Annotated in this window: 13 protein-coding genes; all 13 read right to left on the bottom strand. The window is 42.7% G+C overall.

Annotated elements, in window-relative coordinates; all coding sequences use genetic code 11:
• Positions 1-2: 2 nt before the first annotated feature.
• Positions 3-2,513, bottom strand: coding sequence for a baseplate J/gp47 family protein (locus ACBR23_RS16120; RefSeq protein WP_371119924.1), 2,511 nt, complete (start codon positions 2,511-2,513; stop codon positions 3-5).
• Between the two features lie 11 nt (positions 2,514-2,524).
• Positions 2,525-2,989 carry a DUF2634 domain-containing protein gene (locus tag ACBR23_RS16115; RefSeq protein ID WP_371117020.1) on the bottom strand — a complete coding sequence of 155 codons (465 nt, stop codon included), beginning with the start codon at positions 2,987-2,989 and terminating at the stop codon, positions 2,525-2,527.
• Positions 2,990-2,995: 6 nt separating this feature from the next.
• Positions 2,996-3,520, bottom strand: a complete 525-nt coding sequence (locus ACBR23_RS16110) for a hypothetical protein (protein ID WP_371117019.1) — start codon at positions 3,518-3,520, stop codon at positions 2,996-2,998.
• A gap of 153 nt (positions 3,521-3,673) precedes the next feature.
• Positions 3,674-4,525, bottom strand: coding sequence for a phage baseplate assembly protein V (locus ACBR23_RS16105; RefSeq protein ID WP_371117018.1), 852 nt, complete (start codon positions 4,523-4,525; stop codon positions 3,674-3,676).
• Complete coding sequence (locus ACBR23_RS16100) at positions 4,525-5,493, bottom strand: hypothetical protein (RefSeq protein WP_371117017.1); 969 nt, start codon at positions 5,491-5,493, stop codon at positions 4,525-4,527. Before ACBR23_RS16100 ends, ACBR23_RS16105 begins: the two co-directional genes overlap by 1 nt.
• 357 nt (positions 5,494-5,850) lie before the next feature.
• Positions 5,851-9,414 carry a hypothetical protein gene (locus tag ACBR23_RS16095; RefSeq protein WP_371119923.1) on the bottom strand — a complete coding sequence of 1,188 codons (3,564 nt, stop codon included), beginning with the start codon at positions 9,412-9,414 and terminating at the stop codon, positions 5,851-5,853.
• A 226-nt stretch (positions 9,415-9,640) separates the two neighbouring features.
• Positions 9,641-10,225 (bottom strand): DNA circularization N-terminal domain-containing protein, encoded by a 585-nt coding sequence (locus tag ACBR23_RS16090; RefSeq protein ID WP_340550703.1) that lies wholly within the window; start codon positions 10,223-10,225, stop codon positions 9,641-9,643.
• A gap of 2 nt (positions 10,226-10,227) precedes the next feature.
• Positions 10,228-11,403: a hypothetical protein gene (locus ACBR23_RS16085; protein ID WP_371119922.1), complete on the bottom strand. Its 1,176-nt coding sequence runs from the start codon at positions 11,401-11,403 to the stop codon at positions 10,228-10,230.
• A 504-nt stretch (positions 11,404-11,907) separates the two neighbouring features.
• Positions 11,908-12,249, bottom strand: a complete 342-nt coding sequence (locus ACBR23_RS16080) for a hypothetical protein (RefSeq protein WP_340520148.1) — start codon at positions 12,247-12,249, stop codon at positions 11,908-11,910.
• Between the two features lie 204 nt (positions 12,250-12,453).
• Positions 12,454-12,960, bottom strand: a complete 507-nt coding sequence (locus tag ACBR23_RS16075) for a hypothetical protein (protein WP_341737964.1) — start codon at positions 12,958-12,960, stop codon at positions 12,454-12,456.
• Between the two features lie 67 nt (positions 12,961-13,027).
• Complete coding sequence (locus ACBR23_RS16070) at positions 13,028-14,107, bottom strand: DUF2586 family protein (protein WP_371119921.1); 1,080 nt, start codon at positions 14,105-14,107, stop codon at positions 13,028-13,030.
• A 213-nt stretch (positions 14,108-14,320) separates the two neighbouring features.
• A complete protein-coding gene (locus ACBR23_RS16065) occupies positions 14,321-15,541 on the bottom strand; it encodes a hypothetical protein (protein WP_371119920.1) in 1,221 nt (406 codons plus the stop codon).
• Positions 15,542-15,721: 180 nt separating this feature from the next.
• Positions 15,722-16,699 (bottom strand): DNA polymerase III subunit delta, encoded by a 978-nt coding sequence (gene holA, locus ACBR23_RS16060; protein ID WP_371119931.1) that lies wholly within the window; start codon positions 16,697-16,699, stop codon positions 15,722-15,724.
• Positions 16,700-16,814: the final 115 nt, after the last annotated feature.

The following is a 16,814-nucleotide window of genomic DNA, read 5'->3' as shown; positions in this document are numbered from 1 at the left end:
AATTAACCTCCGGTAATTTCCACGATAATTTGTAGGTTATCCCCGCTGAGATTGAGGGGTTCTAGTTGGGCGCGTTCCATAATCCGCATGGGGATATCCTGCTGGGTGAAAATGCTTTCCCGCGCCGTAAGTTCTAAAGTATCTAGGGTATAATCTGCCCCCCGCAGAAAAATCCGGGTAACATCAATGAGTTGTGCTTTGTTGTCACCGTCAGGAATCAAGGTTTGCAAGGTGGCTAGGGAAAGATTGTTAGCCCGATCGCGAATTAATGATAGCAAGTTAGTTCGCAATTGCTCGTAGTCGAGATTTTCGCCCAGATTCAAACTCGGCAACTGTTGGGTAAAACCTGCGGTAAACAGACTGGTTAAAGTCTCTTTCATGGCGGTTTTTAGCTGTTCTGGATTGATATTTTCCGGTGGTAATCCGGTGGTATTCAGTCTCAGTTTTAACTTGCTAATGGCGATCGGCACTACCTGGACATCACTATCGATCGCAAAATCAGTGGCTAACTGGGTTTTTTCAAATGGTTCCACCCGAATTTCTTTTTTCTGAACATCTAGGCGATCGCGAGCATTTTCTAAATCTAATACCTGAAAATCTCCTAATTTCCAATTAACATCAAGCACCGATTCAACGTCAAGTGCCCGATTGACAAATTTGTCAATTTCGATATTTTCTTCCGGCTTTAGCTGTTCGAGATAATCGCTCAATTCTTGTCTGACTTTGGTTAATACTGTCTGTTTTTCCAAAGCAGTGATGGTAAGCGGCAATATCAGTTTAATCGCACCACTAATTCTCAGGAAATTAGAGAATATAAAAGTTTTTCCTAGCTTGCCTTTTTCAACAAAACTCACCTCTACTGTTTGGCCATCAAAACTCATTTTGGGATTCCATAAATGGGGATTCAGCCACACTTCGACTTCGGCATTTAGTTGAGCTTTAATCGCACTGACACTAATACTTTCACCCACCAATAGACGCTGGAAATAGGTTTGCAGTGTTTCGAGGAAAGTATTGTGAGTTTCCTGGGTTAAACTTGTGGCTTTTACTTGCACATCTACAGTTAAAGATTTAATTTCCGAAGCAACGCGGATGGATTTAACAGTGAACTTTTCCAGAATATCTGCTTCCAATCGCTTCACAGTCTTCACAGTGGAAGCATAGGAATCGACTTCTGGTTTTTTCCCTACTTGGCGCGTCGTTTTCAGAGCAAAATCTAATAAATCGCTGACGTTTTGACAGTCTAAAATTTTGCGAGTAAGTTGGGATATCAACAGCGGTTGTCCCATTTTCTGAGTTTTGAGGTGGGTGGCGATCGCCTTTTCTACCTGTTCCTCAATTTGTATCCTTTCCGCAGCAGATATCCGCAAATTTGAATTTAATTCAATGCGGAAAACACCATCAATTTCAATGGCATTCGCTGGCTTTAAAATCGCATAAATTCCCGCAGCCCTTACCCGTTCAATCTCCTGTTTGATTTGGCTAATTTTATTGGTATCTTCAAAGTCTATCCCATCGACGAATACTTCAATAACACCAAACTCCCGCAACTCGATCGGTTCACTATTACTGAGATTAAAACTAATATCCTTGCGTAATGGTTCCCACTGCGTAGTATAACTTTGGTTTAATTCTCCGGCTTTTCCCGGTATCAATGCTTGAACACTCACTTCTACCGTTTCACCGGTAAAATTGATGCTTTCCGTTGTAGCAAATTGTTTTCTAGTAGTGGTTTCCAGAACAATAGTTAATTCTGTCCCTCTAGGAATGCGAAGGGGCAATTTGTCCGCTGATACTGGCGTACTAGACAGACTGACTTTTCCTTTCGCATTATGAAAGTTTTCTCTAACCTTAACTTCCCTAACTCCCGGTAAACTCAACAGGGCATTTTCAATCGATGTCGTATTGGCATTACTAGCAGCAATCAAAGCTTTTTTAGCCCGTTCCCGCAGTTGTTCGTCTGTCTCCCGCAGCTTACCAGTAAAGACAATTGCTTCGGGATTATCAACTGTTTTCACCCCCGGTATCGGCTGGGGCATGATTTTTACAGTTCCGGCTTTTGTAACTTCTGTTTCTCCTGGCTGTATGGCTTGTACCCGCACTTTGATCGATGTTTCCGTGGGGGGAATAATTTGCGCTTCAATGGTTTTGTAAGCTTTTTTCGGGGATTCTTCCGTATCTTCTGTGGTGACTAATGTTCCGATGGGAATCGTGATATTTTCATCCAGTCCCAAATCGCGATCGAAAGTAACTATTCCGGTAGCATAATCTGGTTCGCCGCGTTTAATCCCTAAAATCGCGACTACTTTATCTAGATCCACTTCTTCGGCGGTATCCACATAAGCAGATAGGTAAACCCGCTGCATTTGTTCGTACAAAATCGCCATTTCATAAGCGAAGGATTCGTACAGGGTGCGAACCACACTTCCGGTTTGAAAGTCGCTGACGGTGGAGACGGTGCGATCGCGCATCGCCTCAAATATTTGGGTAAAATTCTTCTGTTCAAAAACCATAATCAAACTTCTTAATTTCCAACTATCGATATATTCAGAGTCAGCGGTGTATCTAAATCTACCACTTTTACGATGATTTTAGCTTTTAAAGTGTTAGGGTCTTTCAATCGAGATGGCGGTTCAAAAACAATATCAATTATCTCATCTATTCTGCTTTCTTGATGCAAACATTCCCGGATATAAATATTGGCTAAACCTTGGGTTTTTATGTTGTTTAGTTCGCCCACCAACAGATATAAGCGCGAACCATAATCGGGATGTCCTAAACTAGCTAGTTCTCCTTTGCGGGTATAAAGTCGATTTAAAATCGCTTGACTTAAATTATCTATTTCCGTTACCGTTGCTAAGTCACGATTCTCGGCTTCTAAATCTACGTTGTTCCAATCGGCAATTCTGAGCAATTGACGATTCTGCGATTCTAAATCTCTGGAGTAGAGAGTTAGTTTTAAATCGAACTTTTGTAAATCATCATCCATAATTTATCACGATTTTTTGATTTGTTCTATAGTTGCTTGAGAAAACGTTACATCGGCTTGACTCAAGTCAACTTTTCCGGTGATTTTAACATTCCCAGCGATCGCTAAATTACCAGAAATTTGAATAGGTTTCTCATTCTGACTAGATAACTGAATGTCACCATCGGCAATTTTGATAATAGTACCACCAAAGCTAACTGTAATCGATCGCTCTGTCACCTCGATCGATCTTTTGCCATCATGTTCAACAGCAAAATTACCTTGAGCCACAATCCGATTCTTAGTCACCAAAGAAATCCCATCTTTTTGGTCTAAGCAAATCTTAGCATGACCGGACTTTTGGGGATCTGGACAAGTTTCATCAGTCCCCTGACAAAAACCCTTAGCATGGGGTTTTTCTACCCGACTCGGCATATCGTTGGGACAGATAAAAATCTCTAAATATAAAGGATCGGCATTGGGCTTTTCCTGAATCGTTTGACTCCCTGTATCATAAACATAATCGCTATTAGCACCTTTAATTCTGACCATATTCTTAATATTTCGGGTGGAAAGTTGACTGAACAAACGAGCATAGGACTAAGGCAAAAAAACCCGGTTTCTTAGAAAAATAGTAGATCTCCACCAGAGATATCCAGGCAGAAACCGGGTTTTTGGCCCCGCCTGCGTCCAGGAATGGAGCAATTAACCGACTTGAGTATTTCTAGCTTTGGCTTGAATAGAATTAATCTTTTCAGTTGGGACCATCACCGGACAAGGCGCACCTAAATTCCCCATGTGAGTGTGCATACTGAGAATAATATCATCACCATCGCCCACTGCATTAGCTAATAATCGGCCGCCAACTTGGATCGAACCGGTCGCAGCATCACCAATTTTAATGCTACCCATACTTTTGACAGTGACATTGTTACTAGCAGCGTCAATAGTAATGCCCCCAGCTTCGATTTTAATTTTGCAAGTACCATTATCAATGGTAATGTTGCCACCACTCAAAACTACTTTACATTGTTCATTTTTGAGCGTAGCATCTCCCCCCTCTAAAGTTAAATGACATTTCTCATTGGTCAGATCAATTTTATCATCATTAACCGTAATTACGTGCTTTTCATTTTTGCTAGTGACGGTAATTGCTCCCTCTTTATCAATTTTTAAACTCCCCCCTTTTTCTCGATCGTGTTGCAGCAAAAATTCCTTTTCTTTATTGACTGGAGGTTGGTCTTCATCATTATACAACCGCCCAATAATTATCGGAGCATTAATATCGCCTCCAATAAAAGTCACCAAGACTAAATCCCCCACATTGGGAATATTCGCCAGTCCAATATGGGGCGTAACAGTTGGGACTTTCCGCAATTCAAAATCTTTGCCATCGGGCTGCTTTTTATTCTTCAATTTTACCGAGCATTGGTAGTTATCTTTATCGCTATCCGAAGCATGGGGAAATATTGCCGTCACGATGCCAAGTTCGGTAGTATAAATTTTTTGTGCTTCTTGCTGGGCAACTTTTTGCATTACCCCAATAATTGAATCCATTATTTTTCCTCCCAATCAATCGTGGTTAAAAAACCCTGATGGCGGTTCAGGATATGCTTAATTCCAGTTACTTTAAAACTGCCATTTTGCTTGCTAATGGGCATTTTTGTGATTTGGATACCATCGCCTAATTTGACATTGGCTGCACCCATCGCCATAATCTGTCCCCGTTGCTTTTGTTTCAGATGACTTAGCACCCCCCGTGCAATACTTTGAGCAACAGCTTGGCTGCGTGCGGTGGGATCGGCCATTCGCAGAAGGTTTCCACCCGCACCCGCCGTGGCTTTCACTTCGTTTTTAGTCAACCAAGAATAAGCCTGTTCTCCTTGTCCTTGACTGGCTGGACTTTCTCCATAAATTTCTACTTTTTCGATGCCTTTTTGGGGTTGTTTTGAGCAGTATTTGAGCAAATCTTCACCGTAAGTAAAAGTATGAGTTATAGCCGGACTGTACTGGGAAAAAACGGCCCGATCGCGATCGTTAGCATAAACATCAAAACCGCATTGTTTAGCTAAGTTATACAAGCAATCGGCAGCATTTTGGCGATCGCCCACCGTATAAACCGAAAATTTAATCCCATTCTCAACTTTACCAATAGCCAACTTCGCTTGTCTGAGAATATCTTTAACAATATCCCCCCCATGAGATTTTTCATAAACCCGATTCAATCGCAGCAAAGTTAAATCAGTAAAAGCACTAGCCGCCTCAATCTGAACGCGATCGATTTCCCAATCTACACAAGTCACTCTACCTGTAAATACTAAGGTAGTTTGTTTTTCGTAACCGATTTCTATAGATACCGGATCTTTGGGAGAAACCTCCACATTTTTCGGGATACCTAACACAATCCGACAAGTGTTGACGGGAATATGCAAAGAAGCTTGCGATCGCAAATCGAGTAACAGCGTTCCATCGTTCGCCGTGTAGGTAGTTCTGCCGAGTTTGATTTTGTAACTAATCTTTAACATCAAAATCACCCCTATACTGGTAAAGCATTTAACAGCAGATTGCAGGTTTATGAAGTACATCCCAGAGCGAGCGATCCCCGTAGGGAAACGGCAATGCTCATTGGTGTCAACTTAAGGTAAAACCGATAGTCCGACAGACAGGGGTTGAAACCCCTGTCTCAAAGCTAAAGTCCTCTTAAGAGGACTGAGAAAAACACTTTTCAACTCATTAGTCCTCTTTTAGAGGACTTTCGCTATTAGACAGGGGTTTCAACCCCTGGCGGACTACCGGGCGGTTGGGAGGACTGGTGGACTAAAAGCTTAAGTTGACACTAATGGGCGAAAGCCTTTGTCCCTACTTTAACATCAAAATCACCCCTATACAGGTAAAGCATTTAACAGGCGATCGAAAGCTTCCTCCACATCTTCTAACCCAATATTGAGTTCACTTTTTAGCTGTTCCAGCCTCGCCCTTAAGTCTTTAAACAACTTATTAATTGCCTCCCGTAGGGCTTCAGTTTTCTTGACAACTTTCTGATACTGACCGTCGAGGCTACTGGCGACAGCACCCAGAAGATCGTGGAACAATTGAATAATCTTAGCGTGCAATTTATCCAATTCATCGACAATATTTTGCGGATAAATTTCTGCTAATTGCTGCTGGAGATAGGGAAAAATTGACTCAACATTCATCACCAATTCCCCGGTATAATTCGATTCTATCAACACCCGGTTGAAGTGAACAATATTATTTCGATAGTCACCTTGAGATAACTTCTGCGCTTCAGGGGAGAGTTGTATTCCCTGTAATTGCTCTGGTTTATAGAGGTTTTCATCCAACAGTAAGCGATTCAAATCCCGAATTATTGCTACTTTTGTGCCGGGGGAGTTGACAGCAAGCAAAGACTGAGTATTCGCAGTCAATTGAGATTTGATATAAACAGTCAGACTGTCTTGAGATTCCCGCAGTTTTTCCAGAAACTTATCAAAATTGATAAAATCGCTGTCTTCAAAACTATTGAGGATTCGGTGCGGGCTGAGGGATTTTACAGTCTCCAAAACATTGTTATAGGTTCCTTGCAATGCCGTCACCACTTCGCTAACTAGACTATTAATTACAGCTTTCACTGCATTAATAGCATCGCGGATTTGAGCGCCTAAATTCGTGGCAATATTGCTCAAAATATTTGCTAATCTTCCTGGTGCTTCTGACAATTTTTGAATCACCAGTTTGATATCACCAAGCACGGAACGAGGTTGTGCTAGTAAATTATCTAGGGAATTGAGCAGGTTTTTGATCGGATTAATCAGTTGTCGATCCAATTCCTCTGGTAAGAATTGTTTGAAACTGGTAAGCATCTGCTCGGTATTAAAGTTTTGAATCACTTCAATACTTTCGGGTTTATTTGGTTTGAGGCGATCGCCATTTGTTGTCAGCAATTGCTCCACTCGTTCATAAACCGACTGCGGATTGGTGGTGTTGATGCCATCATAAAGTCTTTGTAGGCGATCGCGCAAATCTTGATAATCCACCGCCAATTCTGCTTGGGGACTAAATTTAGCCAAAGTCAATTGCTTTGCTTTCCACAGCGCCTGCACTTCTTCCATCACCGGAGCATATTCGCTGACAGCCGCTTGCAAACTGCTCAAATCAAAACCAACATTCGGGTTTTTCTGAATTTTCACATAATCTGTAATTGCCTGTTTCAATCCTCCTACAGATACCGTTAACTGCTCTGTACCCATCGCATTAACTCGCTCCACCACGCGATCGCGCAGAGATTCAATTTGCTTAATTTTGTCAGCAAAACTATAGCTCAAAATACTTTCTAAAGTTAGCCAAAAATCCGATTGCACCACATCTGCCAAACCCACACTCGCCATCAACTTATCAACTTGATTCAATCCCTCATTCACTTTTGCTACTAAAGCTTCTACCGGAATCTCATCCAAATTTTTAGTCACAATTGCCAACTGCTCGTTCAGAAAATCAGTAATCCTATCTGGAGACAAAGATTCAATAATTTGCACCAGTTTTTGATAAAGCTCATCTAACTTATCAACTAACTGCTGAGGATCGATCGCATCCAGCTTCCCAAGCATTTCATCATAAAAATCCTTAACTGGTTTCAGCAAAATCGAAGGTTTGTACTCATCAATTTTCGCTACCACCGTATCTAGAGAAGGCTTGACAACTTTTTCAATTAAACTTCCCGGTTGAAAAGATTGAATTTTTGCATCAATGTTATCAACTTCTCCCTGAATCAATCCTACCAAGTCTTCTATCGGCTCCAGAATTTCTGCAAAAGCCAAGTTCAATTCTGGATTGACAATCCCCGGTACATCCACCTCTTTAATAATTGTCGTCCCCACTTTCAGAGCAACTTTAGTTGGGGTACTAAGCTTAGCCGCATCAATCCCGCGCAACTTAGTTTCTAGATCGCCAGTTTTATCAACTACCGCCTTAAATGCAGGTTTAAGTGATACTTTTCCTAAGTTATCAGTAATCAATTTAATCCCACTTTCTGCCTCTTTGAGACTGTGTTCTACCAGGGGATTATCTAAGACTTGCGTAACTTTATCGAGTAATTGATTGATTTTATCCTCTAAAGCTTGCCTGTTAAGATTAGTTTCAATTTTGGTGTTTAATCCCCCGATACTGCTTCTTACTTCCTCCGTTGTTTTGTGAATTTCCACCGAAATTTTATTAATATTATTGACCACAAATGTTGAGGCTTCGTTGCAACTCCGCTTTAGAGGTTTAACCAACTCCATTGATTCCGCGCAAATTTTGTCAATGAAATCTTTAATTTCCCGGATTGCATCAGACAGAAAACTTTTGATTTGACTTAAAACGTCCTTACCTTTGTCGATCGCCTGAGCAATGGCTGTAGTCGCTTGTCTGGCCAATTCCTCCGCCTTGCTAATAGCAGTATCAATCAGTTGGGGAATTTTTTGGGTAAACTGTCGCAGTTTAGCCGTAATCTCTGCAACTTTTTGATTAATCGTGTCGATATAACCTTGAAGCTGATTAAATAGCGGCACTAAGGAAAGCGTATTTTCATCGCTTGCTGCCCTTTGCGAAAGTTGAACTAAAGCAGTATTGAAACTCTCGATGGTGAAATTATTTAAATTAGCGATCGCCCTTTTAATTCTCGCTTCATTTTCCTCAATATTTCGAGAAAGTTTCCTGGTTTTTTGACGCAACTCTGCCATCGATAATTTGTCGAGTTTGTTGGGATTTTCCAACTGGTTCAGAATAGCTTGATATTCACCCAAATATTCACGACGCTGATGAATATTCGTTTCAATACTCTTAATCGCCTGGGAAGGAAGTTGTTGGCTTAAGGATAAAACTTGAGCTGTAAAAAGGCTGGTTAAACTAGCCGAACCCAGTTGACTGAGTAATTCATCAGGATTAGATAGTTGATCGAGTAATTTCTGAAACACCTTTAACAAAGCATTAAATGTCCGCACTGGCAACATTTGAGCCTTACTCAGAAATTCGTTAAACTCACTAAATATCGAGTTAGCAACAGGTGGCAAATCGCCAAGGCTGATACTGAAGCTCAAATCTTCAGTCAAACTGACAATTGTTGATTTAACTTCACCCACCAAATCTATATTTTGAAAAGTATCAGCACTAGGAAGCGGAATAGCTGCGGATAAACTTGCCAAATTCAGCGTAGTGAGTTGATGGAATTTAGTAGTTACTTCTGCTTTCAGTTCATTGGCTGACAAAGGAACTGATGAAATGGTCTTTTCTATATTGCTTAAATCTAATTTTGGCAGATTTATGCCCTTTTTGAATTCATCAAAATCTGGGAGGTGCGGTGTTACTTTACCCAGAATAGTTTCCGGGTGACTAAGTTGATTTGTGAAATCAGCCAATGCAGCTTCAGGGTTAATGGAATTTAAATCTTCTAATAGAGAGAGTGCCATAAATTTAATTCCCAAGGTAAAGATGAAATGTTTGTTTTTTTGAGCAAATTTCCAGGATTTCGGGGAACAATTGAAATCAAACAGGTTGCTGGTATTTACTACTAGGTCTATTTGAATATAGCAATCCTAAATCATTTGTGAATTTCTTACTCCCTCCCCTTAATAAGGGGAGGGTTGGGGTGGGGTAAAAACTTTACGACTCATTTAGGACTGCTATATTTCAGCACTAAATGTTAAAAAGTGCTTTCAATCCAGCAGTCGCTTGGCCAAAGTTTTTAGTGGCTTCTTTCACAGGTTCTAAACCTGTTTTCAAAGGTGCGATCGGGTTAGTAATTTCTGGCAAATTCCCCATTTGCAAAGCATCAGTCAGACTCACAACATCCATCAGTTTAGCAGCATCAAGCTTAATTTTTTGATCTAGATTAGAAACTCCTGGGGATGCAATGGGTTTGGGAGGTTCAACATACTCTTGAACAATCAGTCGATAGCTAAATTCATCGGGCGATCGCGCAAGTTGCCACACTTCCATTTTTTCTAATACAACTTGGCTAAAATAGGCTTGACCGACTATTTCCGCCACAAAGTCAACGGCTTTTCGCTGTTTGTGGATTTTTCGCAGAAAATCTAAATCATCCCCTGCTTTTTGTCCGTAAAAAATTCCGCTAATTTCCAATTGTACCGAATCCCTTCCCAAATCTTGCACCAGATTTCCCAATTTACCAGGAATCCGATGAGTCACCCAATCCGCTTGTTCTAGGGTGACAATTTTATGCACTTTATTGAGTTCAACTTTTCCTAATTTGATGGCCATAATTACTCCCCATAAAATCGGCGATATTCTCGATTTATTTCTTGGGCGATCGCCTCTAAAATTGTCTCCATCTCTAGTTCGGGATGGCGATCGCTATGCAAAGATGCTTCTACCATAGCGTACCTATTTCTACTATCATCAGCTATTTTCGTCCTATTTTCCACCTCACTCTCTTGTGGTTCCAGCCATCCACCCTTGGCTTTTACTTCTTCGTAAACTTCCGAAACATCACTCATCTTTTCCGATTTTTCCATCTCATAATCGGGGAATTCACTTAATTCAATTTCTGAAAAATGGATATTTTCTAAAGAATCATGTTTGAGTAAATCCGCCTCAATTATATGTTCTTGATTGGGCTGCGATACCAAAAAAGCCGACAAATCTTTTAAGCCTTTCATTCCCAGTGAATTTTGGGCAAAATTCCTCTGAATGTGCTCTGTTTGTTCTGTCGCATTCTCCAATTTTTGTAGATTGACATTCTGGGCAAATTGTGTTTTTATTTCCCTTGGTTCATCCACTACAGGCAAAACTTCATAATTTTGGTCAGAATCAGATTTAGAGAAGCCTAACTCCTGAGATAAAACTCGATCGCCTCCCTCAGCATCAGATTCATCAAAACCTAAATCCCTAGGATTAATCCTTGTATCTACCAGGGGAATTTCTGCCACAGAATCTGAATAATTCCCCAGCGCAGGATGATTTTTTTGCCCTTCTCCCGGCGCCACAACTCTCTGGGATATCACTTGAGGTTTTGACGAAGTATCCCCCAGAGATAAAGATGCCGATCGCCTTTTTGCATAATTTGCATAACTAGATTGGCTATTAGCAGTAGGGATTGGTCGATCGGGATTAACCAAAGACTCGTATCTTCTCCAAGTTTCTAAGTAAGGATGAATTTTTGGGCGATCGTCCGATGTAGTTTCCTCCCCTAGATTGATCTTATTTGAACTTCCCAAATCTGGCGGAATAAACCCTGTAGTCAGCAATTTTTCCCAAACTTGAGATTCATTGATGACTCCCTCGAATCGCTCAGTTTCCTGATACAAAAGCGCGATTTCCGCCCAATCTTCGCTACTCAAAAGATTGTCAGTCAACCATCCACTCGTATAGTTACACAATAAACTTTGAAATTCATTGCTCAGATTGATGCCAAGATCTTTTAAACTTTCATCAGCCATCTTCACTTTGCTTATCCTCTGTACTTCACTAAAACAGGACTTATACCAATTTAATGGGTCGTTGCACATATCTCGATCCCCCTAAATCCCCACCCCCCCCTAGCCCCCCCACCCCCCCCTGCCCCCCCCAAGGGGGGATGGGGGAAGGGGGACTTTGAGAAGAATCTTGTCCCCCCCTTATTAAGGGGGGTTAGGGGGGATCGAAATTCTATGCAGCCTCATAAAAAACAGGACTTACGCACGCGGCGCCAAAAACCCGGTTTCTACATCAATATCTCTCGGCTCAAGCCACGATTTTCAAAGAAACCGGGTTTTTTTGGCCTTATTCCTATCAAAAAAGCCATCCCCACATCGCCACATCCCCTCATTTTTCCGAGCGATTTTCCTCATCTAACAGTTGTAGATACATTGACACCTGCGCCATTGTCATCGATCCCACTTGTTGAGGAGTCCAACCAAAAGCACGCGCTAATCGAAAGCTAGCTAACACCAGTGGCGAATTACTTAACTCGAACTCATTTTTTTTTCCGTCAATCCGCTAATTTGCCGAATCTCAGCGATCAGAAAGTTAACTAATCCTAGATTCATGCTTTTAACTTGTTCCAAGGAGAGACTAGGTTGTACTAAGGATTCTTTAATCATCAACAAAGGAATCAGGGCGGGATCACTTTTCGCTGCTTTCATAATCAGCCCAAAAGCCCCAATCGTCAGCGGACGCAATTGCACCACTAATTCCCGCTCTTTATTAGTGCTACTTGTGCTATGTTCCAATACCTCTGGGGGAATCGCGACATCAAAAATAATTTCTGAACCACCTAGCAGTTCTTCCGGCGTTAAAAATTGCATTTGAGGGTGAGGATTTAGGAAAAGTTTAAGTCAGGAATTACGCAGAAAAAGTCAAGGGTTCCGTTTTTTTTAACCGAGGTGATAGTTGTCACTAGATTAGTCCTGGACGCATGGGGACTCAGAAACCAGGTTTTTTACGAAAATATGCGATCGAGCCCGCACCCAAGGTAAAAAACCTGGTTTCTGTTGTTGATAGGTAAACTATCAACCTGTCTCCTCAGAACTAATGCGTAAAGCTTTAAACGTCACTCCTTCCATCACAAAATCATCTTCAGGTAAAGTAAAACTCCAGCTTTCAAACTTGACCCCAAAGACTGTCAGCGTACTGCTGTTATCTGGTAAAGCTGGATTTTTCAGCGAGATGACAATATTAAAAGAAGGCTGAGGAATTGCGCCGGTAGGAGGAGGACTCGTCGCCCCATCACCTAGGAGTAAGTGTAACAGGGCTCCATTGATGTGCGCGCGATCGATAAAACCCGAAACGCTAATATTACCCGGACGTAATTCCGTAGCAAAGCGTTTTCCTAATTCGTGATAAGGTCGTAATTCGTTTTCTACCTTAACCTGAACATTTTGTAAACGTCCCACTACGCTAGATAATTCGTACTGGCCGATCAAAGCTTCTGCTAATTTCCCCTCAACAGATTCTTGATTATCGACCGCTAAAACCAGCGAAGCATCCGAGCCGCGAAAAACATTGACATTAGGCATAATTTTCTCTTCTATTCAGGGCAAAAATTCTTGAAATTCCCGTTTTTGCGATCGATGTATCCTTGATTTATCCTAGATACATTGTCACTTGAATAAAATCAATACTGAACGTCGGTTGCAGAATCATTTTCACGGCAACTTCCCCAGCAATTTCTTGTCGGCGAGTAGCCGAAACTTCCAGTTGATAACTTACCAGAGATTCGCTGTCTACCATACTGGTAAGAAACGCATCCAAGGTAGCTTTCATTGCTCCTCGCACGCGATCGTTATTCAGCTTGCCAATATAAGGATCGCAAGAGGAGCGCACTCCATAAATTGCATAGTCAACAATGCGGCGCGTGGTGATTTGATTCCAAGGACTATCGGCTGTGGTGATGCCTTTGACGATTCGATATCCACTGCGGGCTTCCACCGTCAAGACTTTTTTTTGCACCAGTTCTTTTAGCTGAGCATTGTTAAACTCAGTGGTGATCCCTTCAATACTCAGAGTTTTATTAGTGGGGCTAGCTTGCACGTTCAAAGAAGCAATTAAGCCAGCTATAGCAGCCGCTAAATAACCCCCAGGAAGTTTGTGTTGCTTGCCTTTAGCCGTTAACAAAATTCCGGGTGCTGTAAAGATCAGCCGACCTTGATCATCGCTGAGATTGTGGCCACTAATTTGCTCTAAATCGTCTTTACCGTTTTTAAACCCACTACCAATAATTCCAATTCTTTCGCGTTTAATTTCGGCCGTAGTGTTCAAATGTCCTTTGAGGGCATCTACCATCCCAGCTTGGTTAGAATCTTGCCCCGCTAGGACAACTATATTGACAATTTTGTTTTCTAATAGTGCTAAACTTTCTTGATAAGCATCAGTGGTTGCTCCCGAAGTTCGCACTGCATAAACCGTCTGTCCGCCATTTTTATAAATCAATTCCAAGGCGCGAACTAAAGTTAGTTCGTCTCGATCTCCCCCTTGCCATTCATTGCTCTCACCAAAAATTTCTTTAGCTTCCGAAAGACTACTGAGTAATGTTACTTCATTCTCAGTACCCTTACTGGCAGTACCAACAATACCAATATTCCCTGTAGCAACTCCACTGGGCGCAATTAAGCCTTCGGGGCGCACTTCAACGTAAGTGCCCGGTAAAATCATTGTTTGAGCCATAAAATATCTTTTGTATTTCTCACGAAATATATCACCTCTATTTTATTTGAATAAACAATGTAATAAAACTTATTTTTTTTAGTTTGGTTATGCTTTCAAAGTAAATCTAACAACTAAGCTACCGAAGATGATGTGATATCAAATCCGGTAGCATCGGAATTATTATTAACCGAAATTAGTCCAAGGCAGTTCAAAACTCAAAACTCCAAGCTTCTAAGGCGCTGCCGCAGCCCTGCGGTTAGCAACTACCAGATTTGACTTGTACTCTGCTGCTTTTTGCTGAGCCTTTTGATGATTGGGGCTAGTTGTGGGCACCACATTCATTAGATCGACAGCTTTCTGCCACTGGTTGGCTACGGCGATCCACTCAGTTTGAGACTGAGCGGTTTGCGCGAGAATTGCTGCACTCTGAGCCTGATTAACCGCTTCCCTCCAAGGGTCAGACTTAGGCGTGCCAGAGGCTGCCTTGGGTGTACCAGAGGCTGCTGTGGGTGCAGGAGATGCCTTGGGTGTACCAGAGGCTGCTGTGGGTGCAGGAGATGCCTTGGGTGTACCAGAGGCTGCTGTGGGTGCAGGAGATGCCTTGGGTGTACCAGAGGCTGCTGCGGGTGCAGGAGATGCCTTGGGTGTACCAGAGGCTGCTGCGGGTGCAGGAGATGCCTTGGGGGTACCAGAGGCTGCTGTGGGCGCAGGAGATGCTCCTAGCGGAGCTGGGCTTGCTGGCTTCGCAGCAGCATTGGGAATGGCTGTGGGGGCTGGAGATGCTGCTGGTTTCTCACCGTCAGAGGCGCTGGGAGAGGGTGAGGCTGGTTTGGGTGTACTAGAGGTAGCTGTTGGGGATGGCGAAGCAACTTCTGGGGAGGTTGGTTCGGAGGTAGAACCGCTCAAAAATGGTAGATTTCCTGTAAAGAACAGCCCAGCCAGGGCCATCACGGGTACTAATATCCCTACAGGTATTGCCCATTTGGGGAATTGCTTTTTGGGAGGGGGAGTTTCCTCTACCTCGTCTTCTACCTCGTCGTCTTCGTCTCGATCGAACTCTTCGTCTTGATAATAGTCTTCACTTTCGCGTTCGACATCATCCAAACCTACGGAGTCGTGAGGCATAGAAGTCTCATGTTCATAAAGCATGGGCGATGCCGGCATTAGCTCTATTTCCTCTTCCCATGTTGGCGAGCTGTCACCGATTCGACGCCCGTAAACTTGTACAGTGTGAATAGATTCTAGTCCCAACTTGGTCATCCCAGTGCGGATGAAATCCACCAATACCATTTGATCCGGTACTTTGCCTGACTCCAGAGTTATGTGGAGGCAGCCGTTGTCCCGCGTCACTTCGGCGTTGATGCCTTTGGGTTTGAGTGTACGGTTGATGCTAGATGCGATAGCTTGTGGATCGCCCTGCTTGAGAAGTTCCCGCGGGTTCTGTTGTGTCATAGCTGGCGCTCTTTTGGGGATGGAGAGCAAATAAGTAATATTAATTTATCGGCTATGGCTGCCGACAATATTTATTTACCACATTAGCTCTACTCTGGTTGTTTGATACCATTTATTGAGCAATTTTAACTCTACTATCAAATTCGGCGCGCTACACGGCCATCGAATCGGGAAGGGGAATTAGCGAAACAAGCTGGAAATTTCTATAACTTTGGTTTGCAGGGTGGATTTTTCTTCTCGCCCTCGCTTTAAAGATGCTTCCAACTCTAGCAATAAAGGTAAAGTTTTTTGTAGTTTTTCTAAGCTGGCGTTCTTGACTTCTTGGCGAAAATAGTATACTCGTTTGGGATTTCCGAGGTCTAGAGCTTGAGCAATTTTATCATCCCGATCGCCCGATGCAATCATCGCCTTGACCCACAGCCACAGGCGAAACTTACTGGTCAATCCCGCCACAATCCTTAATCCAGACTCGTTGCGCCCGGTTAAACCCGCCAATAAATCTAAAGCTTCCTCCGTATGTCCTTGGCGAATTGCATCGGCTAGCTGGAAAGTATTCTGGGCGTGAGAGTTGACCAATTTGCCCACATCTTCCGGGGTCAAAGGTTGACTGCGGTTCCCGGCAAATAGTCGCAATTTTTCGAGTTCGCTGTATAACTGTCGAGTATCGCTACCGATCGATTCTGCCAAAAATTCGATCGCCGTGGTGGTCAACTTCACCCCCATTTCGGCGGCGACTTGACGCACCCGCTGGGCTAATTCTTTGTCATTCCAAGGCGGAATCGGTGAAAATTCTCGCACTTGGGCAGACTTGACCAGTAACTTGGTAGACTTGAGCCTACTGTCGGGTTTTTTGACCGATGTCAGCAGCAGTACACTGGAGTCGGGAATCACTGGGAGAGTCCGTTCCAATTGGGCTAAAAGTTCTGGAGAACATTGTTGGGTGACAGTGGTATTGGCCAGCCAGACAAAACGGCTACCGGTACCAAAGGGTGGGGTCAAAGCTCGATCGAGTCCTTCAACGACAGCCTCGGCGCGATCGGCCATAATCTTGTCATAGTTAAAACTAGCCCAGTTGGGATCGACGGCACTTTGGCGTAAACTGGTCACAGCTTGCCCCATCGCAAACTCGTCTTCTCCCCAAAAAAGGTAAATTTGCATTTCTAGCATAAAGCCACCCCAGAATGGTGTATTATATAAACTTTGTTGGGAATAGTTAAAGATTCTATTCGATAATTTTTACATCTTGCACTATTGTCGAAAATCTAGAATTTAA

Source organism: Microcoleus sp., from assembly GCF_041354475.1.
Taxonomy (GTDB): Bacteria; Cyanobacteriota; Cyanobacteriia; order Cyanobacteriales; family Microcoleaceae; genus Microcoleus.
This window is presented reverse-complemented; position numbering and strand designations above follow the sequence as displayed.